This window comes from Lacipirellula sp. (genome assembly GCF_965279485.1).
Lineage (GTDB): Bacteria > Planctomycetota > Planctomycetia > Pirellulales > Lacipirellulaceae > Lacipirellula.
Genome location: NZ_CBDIIC010000002.1, coordinates 1,064,021 through 1,077,787, shown reverse-complemented (window position 1 = coordinate 1,077,787; position 13,767 = coordinate 1,064,021). Strand labels below are relative to the sequence as shown.

The 13,767-nt window shown below is 59.6% G+C and carries 15 protein-coding genes; 10 read left to right on the top strand and 5 right to left on the bottom strand.

The window, feature by feature from the left end; translation table 11 throughout:
• From ACQY7R_RS11855 to ACQY7R_RS11815, 9 genes are all read left to right on the top strand, one after another.
• Window positions 1–291, top strand: coding sequence for a hypothetical protein (locus ACQY7R_RS11855; RefSeq protein WP_428305812.1), 291 nt, complete (start codon window positions 1–3; stop codon window positions 289–291).
• The gene (locus ACQY7R_RS11850) at window positions 291–1,061 is read left to right on the top strand and encodes a hypothetical protein (protein ID WP_428305811.1); all 771 of its coding nucleotides are present in this window, start codon (window positions 291–293) and stop codon (window positions 1,059–1,061) included. The genes ACQY7R_RS11855 and ACQY7R_RS11850 overlap by 1 nt, the downstream gene beginning before the upstream one ends.
• Window positions 1,061–1,570 carry a hypothetical protein gene (locus ACQY7R_RS11845; protein ID WP_428305810.1) on the top strand — a complete coding sequence of 170 codons (510 nt, stop codon included), beginning with the start codon at window positions 1,061–1,063 and terminating at the stop codon, window positions 1,568–1,570. Before ACQY7R_RS11850 ends, ACQY7R_RS11845 begins: the two co-directional genes overlap by 1 nt.
• The gene (locus ACQY7R_RS11840; RefSeq protein ID WP_428305809.1) at window positions 1,563–1,760 is read left to right on the top strand and encodes a hypothetical protein; all 198 of its coding nucleotides are present in this window, start codon (window positions 1,563–1,565) and stop codon (window positions 1,758–1,760) included. The genes ACQY7R_RS11845 and ACQY7R_RS11840 overlap by 8 nt, the downstream gene beginning before the upstream one ends.
• Window positions 1,761–2,164: 404 nt before the next feature.
• Window positions 2,165–2,464 carry a hypothetical protein gene (locus ACQY7R_RS11835; RefSeq protein ID WP_428305808.1) on the top strand — a complete coding sequence of 100 codons (300 nt, stop codon included), beginning with the start codon at window positions 2,165–2,167 and terminating at the stop codon, window positions 2,462–2,464.
• Window positions 2,465–2,640: 176 nt separating this feature from the next.
• Window positions 2,641–3,801 carry a glycine-rich domain-containing protein gene (locus ACQY7R_RS11830; protein ID WP_428305807.1) on the top strand — a complete coding sequence of 387 codons (1,161 nt, stop codon included), beginning with the start codon at window positions 2,641–2,643 and terminating at the stop codon, window positions 3,799–3,801.
• A 377-nt stretch (window positions 3,802–4,178) separates the two neighbouring features.
• Window positions 4,179–4,490, top strand: a complete 312-nt coding sequence (locus ACQY7R_RS11825; RefSeq protein ID WP_428305806.1) for a hypothetical protein — start codon at window positions 4,179–4,181, stop codon at window positions 4,488–4,490.
• A 418-nt stretch (window positions 4,491–4,908) separates the two neighbouring features.
• Window positions 4,909–5,679, top strand: coding sequence for a hypothetical protein (locus tag ACQY7R_RS11820; protein ID WP_428305805.1), 771 nt, complete (start codon window positions 4,909–4,911; stop codon window positions 5,677–5,679).
• Window positions 5,680–5,686: 7 nt separating this feature from the next.
• The gene (locus ACQY7R_RS11815) at window positions 5,687–5,989 is read left to right on the top strand and encodes a hypothetical protein (RefSeq protein ID WP_428305804.1); all 303 of its coding nucleotides are present in this window, start codon (window positions 5,687–5,689) and stop codon (window positions 5,987–5,989) included.
• A gap of 50 nt (window positions 5,990–6,039) precedes the next feature.
• Here the strand turns inward: ACQY7R_RS11815 and ACQY7R_RS11810 are convergent, their stop codons facing one another.
• The 3 genes from ACQY7R_RS11810 to ACQY7R_RS11800 form a co-directional block, all read right to left on the bottom strand.
• On the bottom strand, window positions 6,040–6,441 hold the full coding sequence (locus tag ACQY7R_RS11810; protein ID WP_428305803.1) for a hypothetical protein: 402 nt from the start codon (window positions 6,439–6,441) through the stop codon (window positions 6,040–6,042).
• A 473-nt stretch (window positions 6,442–6,914) separates the two neighbouring features.
• Window positions 6,915–8,138 (bottom strand): PDZ domain-containing protein, encoded by a 1,224-nt coding sequence (locus tag ACQY7R_RS11805; RefSeq protein WP_428305802.1) that lies wholly within the window; start codon window positions 8,136–8,138, stop codon window positions 6,915–6,917.
• Window positions 8,139–8,456: 318 nt separating this feature from the next.
• The gene (locus tag ACQY7R_RS11800) at window positions 8,457–10,193 is read right to left on the bottom strand and encodes a porin (RefSeq protein WP_428305801.1); all 1,737 of its coding nucleotides are present in this window, start codon (window positions 10,191–10,193) and stop codon (window positions 8,457–8,459) included.
• Between the two features lie 219 nt (window positions 10,194–10,412).
• Here ACQY7R_RS11800 and ACQY7R_RS11795 point away from each other — a divergent pair, with 219 nt between their 5' ends.
• Window positions 10,413–10,841: a VOC family protein gene (locus ACQY7R_RS11795; protein WP_428305800.1), complete on the top strand. Its 429-nt coding sequence runs from the start codon at window positions 10,413–10,415 to the stop codon at window positions 10,839–10,841.
• Between the two features lie 144 nt (window positions 10,842–10,985).
• On the opposite strand, the gene ACQY7R_RS11790 is transcribed toward ACQY7R_RS11795, so the two are convergent.
• Both ACQY7R_RS11790 and ACQY7R_RS11785 read right to left on the bottom strand, forming a co-directional pair.
• Window positions 10,986–11,465, bottom strand: coding sequence for a DinB family protein (locus ACQY7R_RS11790; RefSeq protein WP_428305799.1), 480 nt, complete (start codon window positions 11,463–11,465; stop codon window positions 10,986–10,988).
• Window positions 11,466–11,506: 41 nt separating this feature from the next.
• On the bottom strand, window positions 11,507–13,750 hold the full coding sequence (locus tag ACQY7R_RS11785; RefSeq protein ID WP_428305798.1) for a tetratricopeptide repeat protein: 2,244 nt from the start codon (window positions 13,748–13,750) through the stop codon (window positions 11,507–11,509).
• Window positions 13,751–13,767 lie beyond the last annotated feature (17 nt).

Sequence of the window (13,767 nt, the reverse complement as noted above, 5' to 3'; positions counted from 1 at the left end):
ATGCCGGACTCGTTGTTCGGCGGCGGAACTTTGACCACACCATCGGCCGATGGTGTGGGCTCGCCCCGTGCCAGGGCGAATCCATTGACCCATTGGCAAGGAGGCCAATGGCTCGGTGGTTTATTTATTCAGGAGACAACTATGACTGATAACGAAAGACTTGAGCAGCTTCGCAGCGATCCTTTTGTACTCGCAATCGTGAAGGCCCTGCCTCTCGCCGCGAATGAACAAATCAAACAGGCCACGATGAAAGTCGCCTTGGCCCACCTTGCAGCTAAGGAGAACAACTAATGCCACGACCAGATAATAGAACCCAAGTCAAAAAAGTTCAGGACGCAAACTGGACCCCCCGAATCTTTGTTCCGCCCGTGCATCCAACCGATCAGAGAATCGCAGAGGTTAAGGCCCAACTTGAAATGGAACAGAACGCCAGACTTCCAGCCGCTCAGCTTGCCATCAAAATTATGGAGCAGCAGCGGCGAAAGGAACTGGAGGCGGAAGACGCTGCCGCTGAGTTCCAGGAACGACAGGCCAAGCATCTAGCCCATCCAGCCATCGCTGGCCCACTAGGGAAACTACGGAAGCTCTACGCCGCATATAAGGATGATGAGTCAATCGACGCTGAGATTCTTGAAGCCACTCGGCAGGCTATCGAGCAAGTCAGCCACCCCGATGGGCTAAAAGAGGAAGGGCAGCGGATGGTCGCGGCGATCACCGGGTATGAGGAAGACCGGCAATCGAAGATCAGGCTGGAAATCAATAATGAAACGGAACTCTTGAAGGCCCGCTTGCAGGCACTTGAAAAATGGAAGACTGACCTATCACCCCCCGCTTCGCAGCGTGTGCCGCTCGACACTTCCAAGCCCTTAGATCAGCAAGCCGCTGACCTGTTGGCGGGCGTGTCCACAACGGCCTTTTCATACTCAGATTTGGAGGCAGTGTTCGAGGCTGGCAGAGAACTGCGGAAGGGCAATGATCGTCCCATTCGGGATGCGATTGCCCTCTTCGGCGAGCCACTACCCCCAGCGGAGTCTGCGTCAGAGGGGGAGGCTGGTGAATAATGCTTGTCACTAACAGAGACAATGACGGCCTATTCAGTGTGGTGAGTGCCGGCGGGATTGTCGTTTGGCGAGCGTCGTATGACTACTCGCTCAAGGCAATCGTCGCTTGTGGTTTCTCCGAAGCGGAAGGCATGGACGCCTTAGCCGCCCCTGCTGACGCTGCGACGTTCCGCAGCACGGCTATGGCGGGCATCGTGTCGGACTTGGAATCCTTACAGGAGCTATCCGAGTCGGTTACGGATAACGCTGCCAAGACGGAAGCCATCAAGGAATCTATCACTCGCCTATCGGGTGAAATTACTCAGGCTAAGGAAGCTGCCGAACGCGAACGATATCGAGCCGACCTAGCTCATCGTATTAGCGTGTGGGAGGCGGACTTGAAGTCCAGGGTATCAGTTGTGTTGAACGATGCTCCGAACTTGGAACCAGCGGCGGCCTATCAACTGTTGCTGAACTCCAGCCCTGGATTAGTTCGGATGAAACAGGAGCTAGAGAAATTAAATGGATAACTTTACCCGCACGGTCAATCGCGGGGAGGGAGCATCGGCATTCGTTCGTCGTCTTAATGTCAAAAACATGACAGACGACGAACGAATCTCGCTGGCAGACGAATTGCTTTCGTTAGATATGCCTATCGACTCCATCCTGCGTGTGACAGGCGTGCTTTTTGAAGTGGAGAAAACTAATGCCAACAATTAGACAAGTTAGAGAGAACCCGAATGGGGCTTATCGTAGGGGAGACGCTGTCACCGTTTTTGTCGACGGTGTTGCAGTGACTTTCATTGCTCGCCGCAATACAACCACTCAGCCGGGAACGTCGGTCGATGACTGGACGCCGAGTGTGGTCAAGGATTCGGCGTTCGATGTAGAGGGTCCGCAAGGCGAGCCCGGTAAAGACGGTGAATCAATCGTCGGACCCAAGGGCTCCGTTGGTCCTAAGGGGGCCGATGGGTCTGGATTCAACTGGCGGGGTTCGTGGCTGCGTCGTGAATACAAACGGAATGACGTAACTGAGCATGACGGCAGTTCCTGGATTTGTGTGGCCGAGTCCACACGATCCGAACCGGCCTCTAGCTCGGAAGCATGGGAACTCATTGCAGCCCGTGGTCAACGTGGCCCTGAGGGTGAGCAAGGCATTGGCGGTCCCCGTGGTCGTCGTGGTGAAGCGGGAGGCGGTGGAGGCGAGCAAGGCCCCCAAGGGCCTCAGGGTCCGAAAGGCGATACTGGAGACACTGGCCCGCAAGGCGAACCGGGTGAGGCCGGGCCGCAAGGTGAGCAGGGTGAACAGGGTATCCAGGGTGAAACCGGCGACACTGGCCCTCAGGGAGATACGGGAGCCACAGGCCCTACAGGGGCCACGGGGCCTACTGGAGCCACAGGAGCCACAGGGTCTAATGGTTTAGATGGGGCATACGGCGGTGCTGTAACTATTCAGTACACGTTTTCGACAACCACCACCGATTCCGACCCCGGTAGCGGCAATCTGCGTCTCAGCAATGCTACGCAGAACATCGCGGGCGTTATCAGAGTCGATCCACTCGACTCAGCCGGCGACAATTGGGCCACTGTCATTGGTGACATGGCGAATATCTTAACTGATGAAACGGGATTCATTCGTCTGGTCAACAAGGCTGACCAGACTAAGTGGCTCCTATTCCTAGTCACGCAGGTCAATCCAGAGTCAGGTTACTACAACGTATTCGGAACTGTATTAGCGTCTAGTGACGCTAATCCGTTCGTCAACGCAGACGCGGTTCTGTTGTGCTACAGCAAGAATGGAGTTCCGGGGGCCGATGGTCCGCCTGGAGCCGACGGAGCCCCAGGCAGCAATGCAACGGTTCCTGATATTCAAGTGTTCGTCACAACGGGCAGCAACACTTGGAACAAGCCAGCAGGGGCCGTCACTGTAGACCGCTACTTGATCGGCGGCGGTGGAGGCGGTGGTTCTGGTCGTTGTGGTGCTACGTCATCGAACAGACCGGGTGGAGGCGGCGGCGGTGGGGGTGGATACTCTCACGACTCTAATGCTGCCTCTAAATTCGGAAGCTCCGAAACCGTTACTGTGGGAGCCGCTGGAGCCGGTGGAGCGGGTGTAGTTCCTACTAATGATGGCAACGCGGGTTCCGCTGGCGGCAATACTTCTATGACTGCCTCAGGAACCGGTGGAGCTACCCTCACTGCCAATGGCGGTGGAGGCGGCGGAGCCGGAACCGTTAGCGTCGGTGGTGGTGCAGCCGGCGGCGGCGGCACGGGTGCAACCGCCAATGGGGCGAGTGGCGGAGCCGGTACGTTCGGTGCCGTAGCATTCGACGGCGGAGACTCAGCAGGCCGCATGGCTGGCGGCGGGGGCGGTGGAGCCACTGGAATTAACGCCAGTAACACCATTGGCGTCTACGGCGGCTGGGGTGGGAGTTCTGGCGGTAGCCGAACACGACGTAACCTCTCCCTTGCTGCCAACGCTGCGACGGGAGCCCAACCGATCCTCACAGCAGCCGATGGCGGTGACGGCCAGTGCATCATCGCTGGCACTACGCCCGTTGCGTTCGGTGGAGCCGGTGGCGGCGGCGGAGCAACGGCGTTGCAGTTTGCAACGTCGTTTGTTGGCACTGCCTTCGGAGGTCGTGGCGGTCGCTTCGGCGGTGGTGGTGGGGGCGGAGCCGGCTACACGAATAACGTCACTGTCAGCAACGATGGTTTCGCCGGTGGTGACGGCGTGGCCATTATCGTAACTACGTTCTAACACTGTTGACGCGAACGATCTAAGGCACGCTGACTCTGTCAGTTAGATCGTTGGCCGGGTAGGAACCTCACTGGTCAACAGTAATCTGTCGGCGGAGGTTCCTGCCTTTTTAATCATCCGCTTCCGGTGAGCAGCCGGGAAGCGATTGGTCCTGCCTCTGTGCCAAACGGGATGCAGGGCCGTTAGAAGTCCCTGAGACTTTGCCGCTGTGTTACGGAGTCTCAGGGGCTTCCTTTTCTTACATCCTTGGCTTGTGTCGCTCACTACGCAGGCCAAGCGGCCTCACCGTTTGTCACAGGCAGGCGGTGGGGTTTTTCAATTCATAACACCCCGACTCAAAAATGAGCCGGGGTGTTTCTTTTTATAGGAGGCCGCTAATGTCATGTTTGAATTTGAAGCGTCTGTGGGGCGACAAATATCTAGTTCAATACGAAGAGAACTCAGATGTCCGTGATCCCTCTTACTACATGATTCCTTGTCAGCACGGCAGTATTCACCCGTGGGGTGAAAATGAATTGCTCGCTGTGTACACCGGCCACGTTAAGCACACAAAGGCCTTGCTTCGGGAGTTCATTGTTCTCTCCGAAACGAAAGAGAAAATGAAAGTCATCTTCCCACCGGGTGCTTTCGACGAAGTGGCTGGATTACTGCTGCCAGAGCGTCGGGCTTCTTTGGTCCGTCGCGGGTGAGTCATTGGGGCTTGGGTTCGTTAGTAATTTGGACAGTACCGCTGTCAAAGCCAGGGATGGATTCGCTACAATGCGACTGGCTGTGACAACTTTTTGAGGGTATCTATGCCCGCTGCATCCCGTAAGTCAGTCGCAATATTCGTTGCCGGCCTAGTTACCGGTTTGTGTCTTTGGGGTGGAATATCACAACTTACGCAACCACCCCCGCTGCATTTCACGCCTAGCCGGCTGAATGCGTCCACAATCAATCTAGACGGCGTTCCTTTAGCCGACGTTGTGTACGTCACGAAAACGGGAGGCAAATACCACCGCTCCAACTGTCGCCATCTTCGCAAGGGGGCGACGGCCATATCCCTACATCAAGCATCAGTTACCCATTCGCCGTGTTCAGTCTGCCGCCCGGCCATGATATCAACGAATGAATGAACGAATTCCAATGAAAACGCTACCTCTGATACTGCTAATATTCTGCTGCGTTTCATGCTCTCGCAAAAATCCCCCCGCCGAAAAAGTAAACGCCTCAACAGAGACAGAGGAAGACTTTTCCGCGAAGTACGAACGGGAACGCAAGGAAACCAGACACAACGCTGAAACAAAGATCGAAGAACTGGCGACTAAGACAGGGGCTATTCCCGACCGGAAGTGGCGGGAACAATTTTCCAAATGGGGAGTGAATCGCTACTCGATTGAAGTTCAGGATGCTGTAAACGCATTGAAGGGGCGGCCAATCGTCATTGCCGCGACGATGGTGGACCTATTCAGGAGTGGCGGCAAGCACTACATAATTTGTGCTGACGCCTACGGCCATCATTTTCTACTGACATGTAGTGAAGAAATTGTAAAAGCGATACTCAGCAAGCCGTTCGACGAAGAGTCGTTTGGTATACGAGAAACCTACGCTGTTGTGGCGAAACTTAAGCGGGTCGAGATAACGTATGACCGAACCCGCCGAGTCGAACTAGGAGAAATTGCGTTCCACGAGTTGGAGTTCTCCGTCTACGGCGATGAGGTAGAGGCCGATGACGAAGATGATTTCGTCAAGACAGACGCGGAAGAGAACGCTGAAATCAAAGAGGGAATCCTGTTCCCTGAACTGTGCATAAAAGGCGAATGCCTAGAGGCATCGTTCCTTGAAGGCATAGATAAAGCTGAACTTTCATTTTTCTACGATCAAGTTATTGAAGAGTGAGTTTCAAATGTCACTTCAATCAAATCGACATGAATGCAAGGCCGGTGACAAAATCAAAGTCACCATCAATGGTTTCCCGAAAGGCAAAGCTACGGCTTTCCTGTTCGATGAACTGCGGGCAAAGGAGGCACAGAGGATTTTGGAGGCACCCGGCGATACGTCGCCAATCGCGTGCGACAAAATGGCTCACCTTAACGCCAAAGAGAACTCTGTCACTTGGGATATAGAGCGTGATGGCTCTTGGTTTGTCGCCATCGACGACAGCGACATCGGTAGTGCGACAACGGAACGTATTCCGAAGCAATCTTAGCTAGAAACGCAAAGAGCCCCGAACCAAGGGCTCTGGGGCTCTGTGCGGCTCTAGGCGAGCAGTTCCAATTGAAGCCCTAAGGCCTCGCGTGCCCATTCGCGATCTTCACGCCTGGAATGGCCGGTCTCTTCACTCACCAGCCACGATTTGCCCCCGCTGGCGACATAGATACATTGCTGCGAAAACTTGGGGCAGAGTTCACGGAAGATGGCTTCTAGCTTCTTGCGGTTCTCGAATGGAATCGAAACGAAGAACTGGCGGCAGCGTTCCTGAACCAGTCGCTCGCCATCCTTCCACGCCCCCTCTACTTCCCCCGCATCGGTGAACCCGCCTGCGACCGCAAGTAGCCCTGATTTGAGGGCGTCCCACTTTATCCCCTTGTGGTAGACGGCATAGTCTCCGTCAGCAGCGAGCGGAACTAAGAACCGGTATTCTTGCATCGGCGATGGCATGAGAAGTGACCCCAGAATGGGAATAGAAAAGACTCACCGAAAGCATAGCTCACGGGTGGCCCCTGCCCTGTTTGGCAAGATAGGTCATCGACCCTTTAACCACCGACCGCTACGACAGTAAATTCGCAGTAAACCCCATGAAATCCAGCCGATTGCAGACAAGCCCGAATGCGATTATTCTCGGGAAATACGGCGATTCCCGACTATCAGCAGCGGCCTAATTGTCGCTGGGGGTCAAAAGGTCGCAGGTTCGAATCCTGTCGGCCCGACTTTTGAATGGGGGTTCCGGTGATCCGGAACCCCCATTTTTTTGTTGCGCAAACTCAAATTTGCATACTTCTGGTCGGCTTCCCGCGAAGGCGGAGGCAAGCATCGCCTCAGTTCGTGGTGCAGCAAAGAGCCCGGAACTCCTTTTGAGAGTTCCGGGCTCACGCACTTCAAATCGAACGGCTGGCCATCCCGTGCTCGCGGAACTATTGCGAGGGCAACTGCTCTGGTTGCGGGGCCGGAGGAGGAACGGGTGTTGGCTGCGCGGCCTCGGGCCGTTGCGCCGCAGCAGTCGGCGTTTGAAATCGCTCGGGCGCCGCCTCTCTAACTTCCGATCGCAAAATCGGACGCACAAACTGGATTCCAATTCGGGCGCCCGGTTGCATGCTCCCTATCAAGTTCGTCACATCCGTGGGGCTGCTGATCTGCATCGAGTCGATTGACGCGATCATGTCCCCAGGCTGCAGGCCAGCCTTCGCCGCTGCACTGCCGGGCGCCGCTGTTCTGACCACTGCCGCGTCAGGATATTCCGGATCCATGGTGATGCCCAAGGCCGCGCCGCCGTCTGCGCGCGTGCCAAGCTCGGCGACGGTGTCGTTGAACTGCGGCACATAGTCGTTCTCCGCTGCGACGCTTTGCGCCGTCTGGGCTTGCTCAACCACAACTGGAGCGGAGTTAGTCGAGTAGCTTTGCCCAATGAACGTGCCGCTGCCATAGCCCCGTCCTGCGCCAAGTCCGTACGCGGCGAGTCCGGCGTACCAAGGGAAGTAGCCGTAGCCGTAGTTTCCGTAGCCGACGCCTAGACCCATGCCGTAGCCAGGGCGACCGAAGTTGCCGTAGCCGCGGTAGCCCGATCCGTAACGGTTGGGTCCATAGCCGTACGGCGAGCGATAAAAATTGCCGCCGTAGAAGTTGTTAAGGCCGCGACCTGGGCCGGAGTTCCAATTGTTTCCATAACCGCCATGTCCTCCGCGAGGATCGCCGTGATTGCCATTCCCGGGGCCGCGGCCCGGCCCGCCTTGGTTCGCATGAGAGTGGCCGCCGCCTGGCCCGTACGGGCCCTGCGGACCTCCGCCGCCGTGGTTGCCGCCTCCGTGATTACCACCGCCGCGCGGGCCGCCCCCACCTCCGCCGTGGAAACCGCCGCCCCCTCCACCGCCGCCGCGACTGGGGCCACTGCCATGGGCGCCTCCTCCATGTCCGCCACCGCCGCCGCCACGCCCACCGCCGCCTCCGCGTTGCGCGAAGACGGAATCGGGCGTCGCCATGAGCAGGGCGGCCGCAGCCGCGAAGATAAATCCTAGTCGCTTTGTCGTATTCGATTTCATCGCCGCTTCTCCCAAATCGTCTTCGTTGGTCTGTTGCAATGTTCCGTCTTGCACGCTGTTGATCGCGAGGCAAGCTTCACACGAGCTGGTGCACGACACCATCTCGTTCTCACCTTGGAGCAATGGTTATGCCGCGCTGAAGTGCGGAGGAGGCTTTGGGTGGCTCGAATGGCGACTGGCGACGAGTGAGCGCTTAGCGTTCATGCTCAATCGAGCGAGGCGCGATAGCATGAGCGTCGTGAAACCATGCTCATGGTCGGCAGACGCGCAGAAGCACTAAGGCGGAAATACCGGTCATACCGGCTTGAGCGCGGCTGCGCGCGGATCAGATGGACGACGCCTGTCGTCAGTCTGGCTTAATGAAATCGCGGCTTCGACTTCGCGGAGAGTCTAAGACAGTCGTTCAGACGCCGGTTGCTGCTAGAAATCGCAAGCGAACCGCACCCCAAAGCCGGTCATGAAGGCGTCGTTCACCGCGGTGACGACGCCGGCGTTGTTGCGCAAACGGTTGTCGACGTGGTCGGCGATGAAGTTGAACTGTAGCTTGGAATGCGGGTTCAGGAACCAGTTGAGGCCGAGCGTGAGGTCTTGGATGTAGCCGCCGGCGATACCGGCGTCGTTGAGGTCGAGGAAGCCGTAGCGGGCGCCGACTTGCCAGGCGCCGAGGCCGGTGAGCGTGCCGTCGCGCAGTCGCATCGCGTTTTCGTTGGGGATCACGCGGCCGAAGCGGGCCTCGTGGCGGTCGTAGGCGCGGTGTTCGCCGGTGAGGAAGTACAGGACGTTGACGTAGCTACCCTGGAAGAAGACTTGGCCGGGGTCGACGGGAGCGCCGCCGGTGGGCGTGAACGTGCCGCCGTTGATCCAGCCGCCGCAATATTCGCTCTGGAAGAGCCACGGACCGTGGACGTAGGCGAACTCAGGGTTTAGCAGTAGTTGATTGTCCGCGAAGATACGGCCGGCGAAGTTGGTGTCGGCGATTGTCGGGTTGAGCGGGCCGGGCCCGTTGCGGAGCGACGCGCGGCTCCGGAGCCGGATGTTGCCGTCGGAGACTGTTTCATCCTGGTCGAGCCCGCGATACGAGCCGGCAATCGCCAGGTGGATGAGCTCGCTATCTTCGCAAGCCGACCAAGGAACGCAGGTGAGGCGTCCGGTGGCGGCGAACTGACTATCGCCGATGTCGTAGGCGAAGGAGTTTTGCGTGTTGCGGAAGATGCCGTACTGCCAAGTGACGGTTTCAGCTTCGTTGTAGCTGTGGACCATGATCCCCGGCGAGAAGCCGTTGTTGAAAGGCCCGAAGAAGGCGTCCTGTAGGTAGGAGCGTTCCATGAAGTCGAGGAAGCGGCTGCTTTGGATATGCTCGAGGCCGATGGGATCCTTTTGATTGCCGATGCGAACATTGCCCAGCAGCGGCATCTCGCTGAAGTCCCACCAGAGGTCGGTCGGTACGACCGTGTGCATCGCGTCGCCGCCGAAGGCGTTGACGTAGTCGGCGGGGTTGGTGGGGTCGGCGTCGAAGGCGTTGACGAAGTCGAACTCGGCGGCCCACTGCATCGTGTAGTACATCGTGCCGTCGATGCGAATGCGGGCGCGGCGGAAGTCGACTGCGTCCTGATCGCCGACGCCGCCGAGGACGAGGTCGGGCGCCGAGAGGGCGACGCCGTCGAGCTGCACGCGGCCGCCGACATGGATCTTAAATTCTTTGTCGGGCGATTCGGCTTGGAAGCCGTCACGGCCCCAGCTGGGGATCATCAAATTGTCGATGTCGAGATCTTTGGCTTTGGCGGACTCCGTTTGTTGCGTAGCGAGGTCGAGTTCAAGTTGCTCGATGCGGTTTTCGAGCGTGGTGAGGCGCTCGTCGGGGACGAAGAGTTGATCAGACGGCGCTGACGGAGCGGCCGGGTTGATGAGTTGGTGAGCCGCAGCTGGCGTCACGGCGCCGGTTGAGGCAGCCGGCAGAGCGGTGGCTGTCGCGTCCGTCGGCGGGAGCGTGATGAGCGGCGGAGTGGCGGACGATTCGTTTGACTCTGTCGTCTTGGCTGAGGTGGAGATCCCCTGCCCTGCCGCATCGCTTGGCGTTTCCTCAGCGCGCAGTTCTCCGAACGCGAAGGCGCTGCAGAGCGCCGCCAGCAAGATGCGGATTCGCATCCAGGTGAGCATGAGCCGTATCGTGAGATGAGGAAGAAGAGGAAGAAGAGCCGTGCGATGAGAACGAGCCGCGACGAAACGCAGCCGTTTTCTTCCTTTCGGCTTCGTTAGCGAGGCCAGGCCATTAAATCGCCCCGAGAATTCATTTCGCGGGCGAATTCGGCTAGAATCGGCCGTTGCGAATGCTAGCAAGGCGAACCGCTGGCACGCTTCTCATTCCGCGAGGCCGATATGAGCGCTCCCCAAGTGTTGAACTACCTCTTCTTCAGCGGCCGCTGCGACGAGGCGATCGCGTTTTATCAGTCGGCGATCGGCGCGAAGCCGGGGATGCTGATGCGGTTCAACGAGAGCCCTGCCCCGCTGCCGCCAGGAATGCTGCAGGCGGGGTTCGAGACGAAGGTGATGCATGCCGAGTTTACGGTCGGCGAGACGCGCGTCCTCTGCTCTGACGGCTGCGACGATAAATCGAAGTTCGCTGGATTCTCGCTCGTTTTTCAGACGCCGAGCGAAGCGGAAGCGGAACGAGCGTTCGCGGCGCTAGCGGAAGGCGGCAAGGTGACGATGCCGCTCGCGAAGACGTTTTGGTCGCCGAAGTATGGGATGCTGACGGACAAGTTCGGCGTCGGGTGGATGGTGATGGTGCCGGGGGAAGGCGGTTGAGAAACGCTGCCCGCAGCGGCAACGTGTTTCCTAGCCCCGGGCTTCGCCCGGGGATGCACCGCGCGCGACGACGCCTACCGGAATGGAGGCCGACCCCCGGGCGGAGCCCGGGGCTAGAGGCGAGTGGCTGGCGACTCAGCGGAATCACTCAAGCGGCAACAACTGCCGAATCGCGCCGAGATGGTAGGCGTTGTGGCCAATCATCGCCGAGAGCCCGACGGCGTGGATCGGTTGCCACTCGGCGATCGGTTTGTCGCGTATCGCATCGAAGAATTTCAGGACGCCGTCGTAAGCCCGCCGCAAGTCGGCTTGCAGTTTCTCCCAAGCGTCGGACGACGCGGGGCCGGGGGCGAAGCTACCGGGCCAGTCGGTCGGCGGATTCTCGCCGTGCAGACGGCGTAGCGTTAGCTCAAGCGCATACTTGAGATGGTTCGCATGCGTGGCGATCGATTTGCGGCCGGACGGCGGCGTCGCGTACGCCTGCTCGGCGGTGAGCGCCCGCAGTGTGCCGAGGACCGATTCCTCTGGCGCGCCGCCGACGATCCAGGTCCAGCCGGGGTGGACCTCGCCCTCGAACGTTTCGCGGTACATTTCGACGAGCGTGGGCGTGAGGTCGACGTTCATGGCGTGCTGCTTGCGCGGGGCGAGCCCCGGCTCGATAGGCGTTACTTGGCGGCGGCGTCTGCTGAGGGCTCCGAGGCGGGCGACGTTGCAGCTTCGGACGAATCGGCTGCCGGCGCCGTGGGCTCGGGCGAATCTGAATCCGCGGCAGGTTCAGCGTTTGGCTTCTCATCAGCTGCTTCAGCCGGTTCATCGGTCGCAGGCGCGGCGACAAGTTGCTTCGCGCGCAGCAAGTTGCCGTGCCGTTGCGGGGCGTCCTTCGGGTCGGACTGCAGCAGCTTGACCGCTTCCTCGTTGTTGCCGAGGGCTTCGTGAGTGCGTGCGAGGTTGTAGCGAGCGCCATTGGCCCACCGGCTCGACTGCTTCTGGTCCAGCGTGCGCGTGCCGAGCCAATCGAGGGCGACTTCGTAGTTGCCGCGATCGTAGCTTAAGAGTCCGAGCCAGTAGCCGGCCGCGGCCTTACCAGCGGAGTAAACCTGCCGTTTGGCTTCGTCGAGGGCGCCAAGCTTCAGATTCGCTGGGCGGACGGAGCCGTCTTGATAAAGAACGAGTGCGTCCTGATGTCCTTGGCGGGCTTCGGCCAACGGATCGCCGCGCTCTTCGGCGCGGATTCCCTTGTTGCCCTGCAGATGAAGAGCGCGCCCTTTCCAAAGGAGCGGACGTTCTGCAAGGGGCGCGAACTCGTTGATCGACAGCTCGCGCGAATTCGGGCCGATCGTCTGTTCGTCGAGGTATGACTGATAGGGGAACGTCCAGAGTTTGGTTTGCTTGACTTGCGGGAGTTTCGCGAGGCGATCGGCGACGGCCTTTGGATCGGCGGCGAGACGGATGAAGTTCTCGCCCTCCAGTGCCTTTTCCAACTCCTGGGTACGCCGAGCAAGCTGCAGCGGGCTCGCGACGATGAAGGCCTCGACGCCGGCCATCTGCTCGGCCGTGGCGCCATAGGCATACTCGCCGTCGACGTCGAACTGTCGTAGCAGCGAATCGTCGGCGGAGACTTCGGCGAGCGTGGCGACGCCGCCCTCTTTGTTGCGGAGCGGTAGGCCGAGCTGTGGATCGAACAGTTGCAATTCGTCCTCGATGAAGACGCCGACGAGCAGCGGCATTTTGGCCGGATCGCCTTCCAACGGACGGATAATTGCCGCGGCAATGTTTTGTTGCCGGAGCAATTCAACGAAGACCCACGCGCGGTGAGCGGCGCTGCCGTGGCCGAACACCATTGCTTGCCACGGGCGGTGAATGGAATCAGCCAGTTCCGCGGCGGCTTCGGGCTTGCTCTCGGTGGCGGCGCTGCGATCGGCCAACGGCGATGGCGTGGTGTCGAGCTGCACGTTGCGAATCGTCCAGTCGAACAGCGCGGCGGCGACCTTCTCGTCGGTATCTGCCGTGCCAGGCGCCCACTGGGCCACATCACGGGCCCACACCGCCTCGGCGAGTGCGCGGCCTTCCCAATCGGCGAAGACGCCGTTGCGGAGCTCTTCGGTGGAGAGCGTCTTCTCTAAGCTGGCGAAGGCGCGCTGTTGCGGTTCGGTGGTTGGTTTTGGAAGTTCAGCGACGACGCCGACGAGCAGCGGCTCGCGCTTCCAGTCTTTGCCGGCGGGCGGGCGGCTACGGAACCACTGGTTTGCCCGCTCGACGATTTGCTGCAGCGCGCCGAGGTCGGGAGCAGGCTCCCAGCCGAGCGCCGGCAAGCGGAGTTTGTTGTAGCGGTTTAGGGCGGAACGGATCGCATCCATCCGCTTGTCAGAGTAGCGCCAGATCTCGACGCGCGCCGGGACGGGCGAGGGGCCGTTCAGCGGCGTCTCGATAATCAGCGCATTCTCAGGATCGCGAGAATCGAGACGGCGAACGCGCAGCTCCAGGGCGGCAGCCTTCTGATCAATGCCGCGTTCGGCCGACTCTTCATCTATGTTGACGTAGTACCGGACGATATCGCCCGGCTCGACGCCGACGGAGTAGAAGTTCGCGTTGCCGCTGTTGGCGAGCAGATAGTTGTACTGGCCATCGGGGGAGGCTGGATTTTCAGAAACGGTGGCAAGCACCTCCTTACCGTCGCTGCTGGTCGAGGCAGTGAGAATCGGCTGGGCAGGCTGGAGCTCCAGGTCGACGTTGTTGCCGAGGTCGTTGAGCGTCGCCGCGACGCTGCGGAGGAAGGCGCCGCCGTCAACGCTCCCCTGGCCAAGCGTGTGACCGCGGGGCGGAGCAGAGCGGTTGGCGCTGGAAACGATCAACGCCGCGACGACAACGGCAGCAACGGCGGAGATCCAGACCCAGGGATTATTTTTCATGGCTTTGGAAACGAAAG

Excerpts from the sequence above, each read along its gene's own strand:
- ACQY7R_RS11855 (WP_428305812.1), top strand. The coding sequence starts at position 1 with ATGCCGGACTCGTTGTTCGGCGGCGGAACTTTGACCACACCATCGGCC.
- ACQY7R_RS11850 (WP_428305811.1), top strand. The coding sequence starts at position 291 with ATGCCACGACCAGATAATAGAACCCAAGTCAAAAAAGTTCAGGACGCA.
- ACQY7R_RS11845 (WP_428305810.1), top strand. The coding sequence starts at position 1,061 with ATGCTTGTCACTAACAGAGACAATGACGGCCTATTCAGTGTGGTGAGT.
- ACQY7R_RS11840 (WP_428305809.1), top strand. The coding sequence starts at position 1,563 with ATGGATAACTTTACCCGCACGGTCAATCGCGGGGAGGGAGCATCGGCA.
- ACQY7R_RS11830 (WP_428305807.1), top strand. The coding sequence starts at position 2,641 with ATGGCGAATATCTTAACTGATGAAACGGGATTCATTCGTCTGGTCAAC.
- ACQY7R_RS11825 (WP_428305806.1), top strand. The coding sequence starts at position 4,179 with ATGTCATGTTTGAATTTGAAGCGTCTGTGGGGCGACAAATATCTAGTT.
- ACQY7R_RS11820 (WP_428305805.1), top strand. The coding sequence starts at position 4,909 with ATGAATGAACGAATTCCAATGAAAACGCTACCTCTGATACTGCTAATA.
- ACQY7R_RS11815 (WP_428305804.1), top strand. The coding sequence starts at position 5,687 with ATGTCACTTCAATCAAATCGACATGAATGCAAGGCCGGTGACAAAATC.
- ACQY7R_RS11810 (WP_428305803.1), bottom strand. The coding sequence starts at position 6,441 with ATGCCATCGCCGATGCAAGAATACCGGTTCTTAGTTCCGCTCGCTGCT.
- ACQY7R_RS11805 (WP_428305802.1), bottom strand. The coding sequence starts at position 8,138 with ATGGTGTCGTGCACCAGCTCGTGTGAAGCTTGCCTCGCGATCAACAGC.
- ACQY7R_RS11800 (WP_428305801.1), bottom strand. The coding sequence starts at position 10,193 with ATGCTCACCTGGATGCGAATCCGCATCTTGCTGGCGGCGCTCTGCAGC.
- ACQY7R_RS11795 (WP_428305800.1), top strand. The coding sequence starts at position 10,413 with ATGAGCGCTCCCCAAGTGTTGAACTACCTCTTCTTCAGCGGCCGCTGC.
- ACQY7R_RS11790 (WP_428305799.1), bottom strand. The coding sequence starts at position 11,465 with ATGAACGTCGACCTCACGCCCACGCTCGTCGAAATGTACCGCGAAACG.
- ACQY7R_RS11785 (WP_428305798.1), bottom strand. The coding sequence starts at position 13,750 with ATGAAAAATAATCCCTGGGTCTGGATCTCCGCCGTTGCTGCCGTTGTC.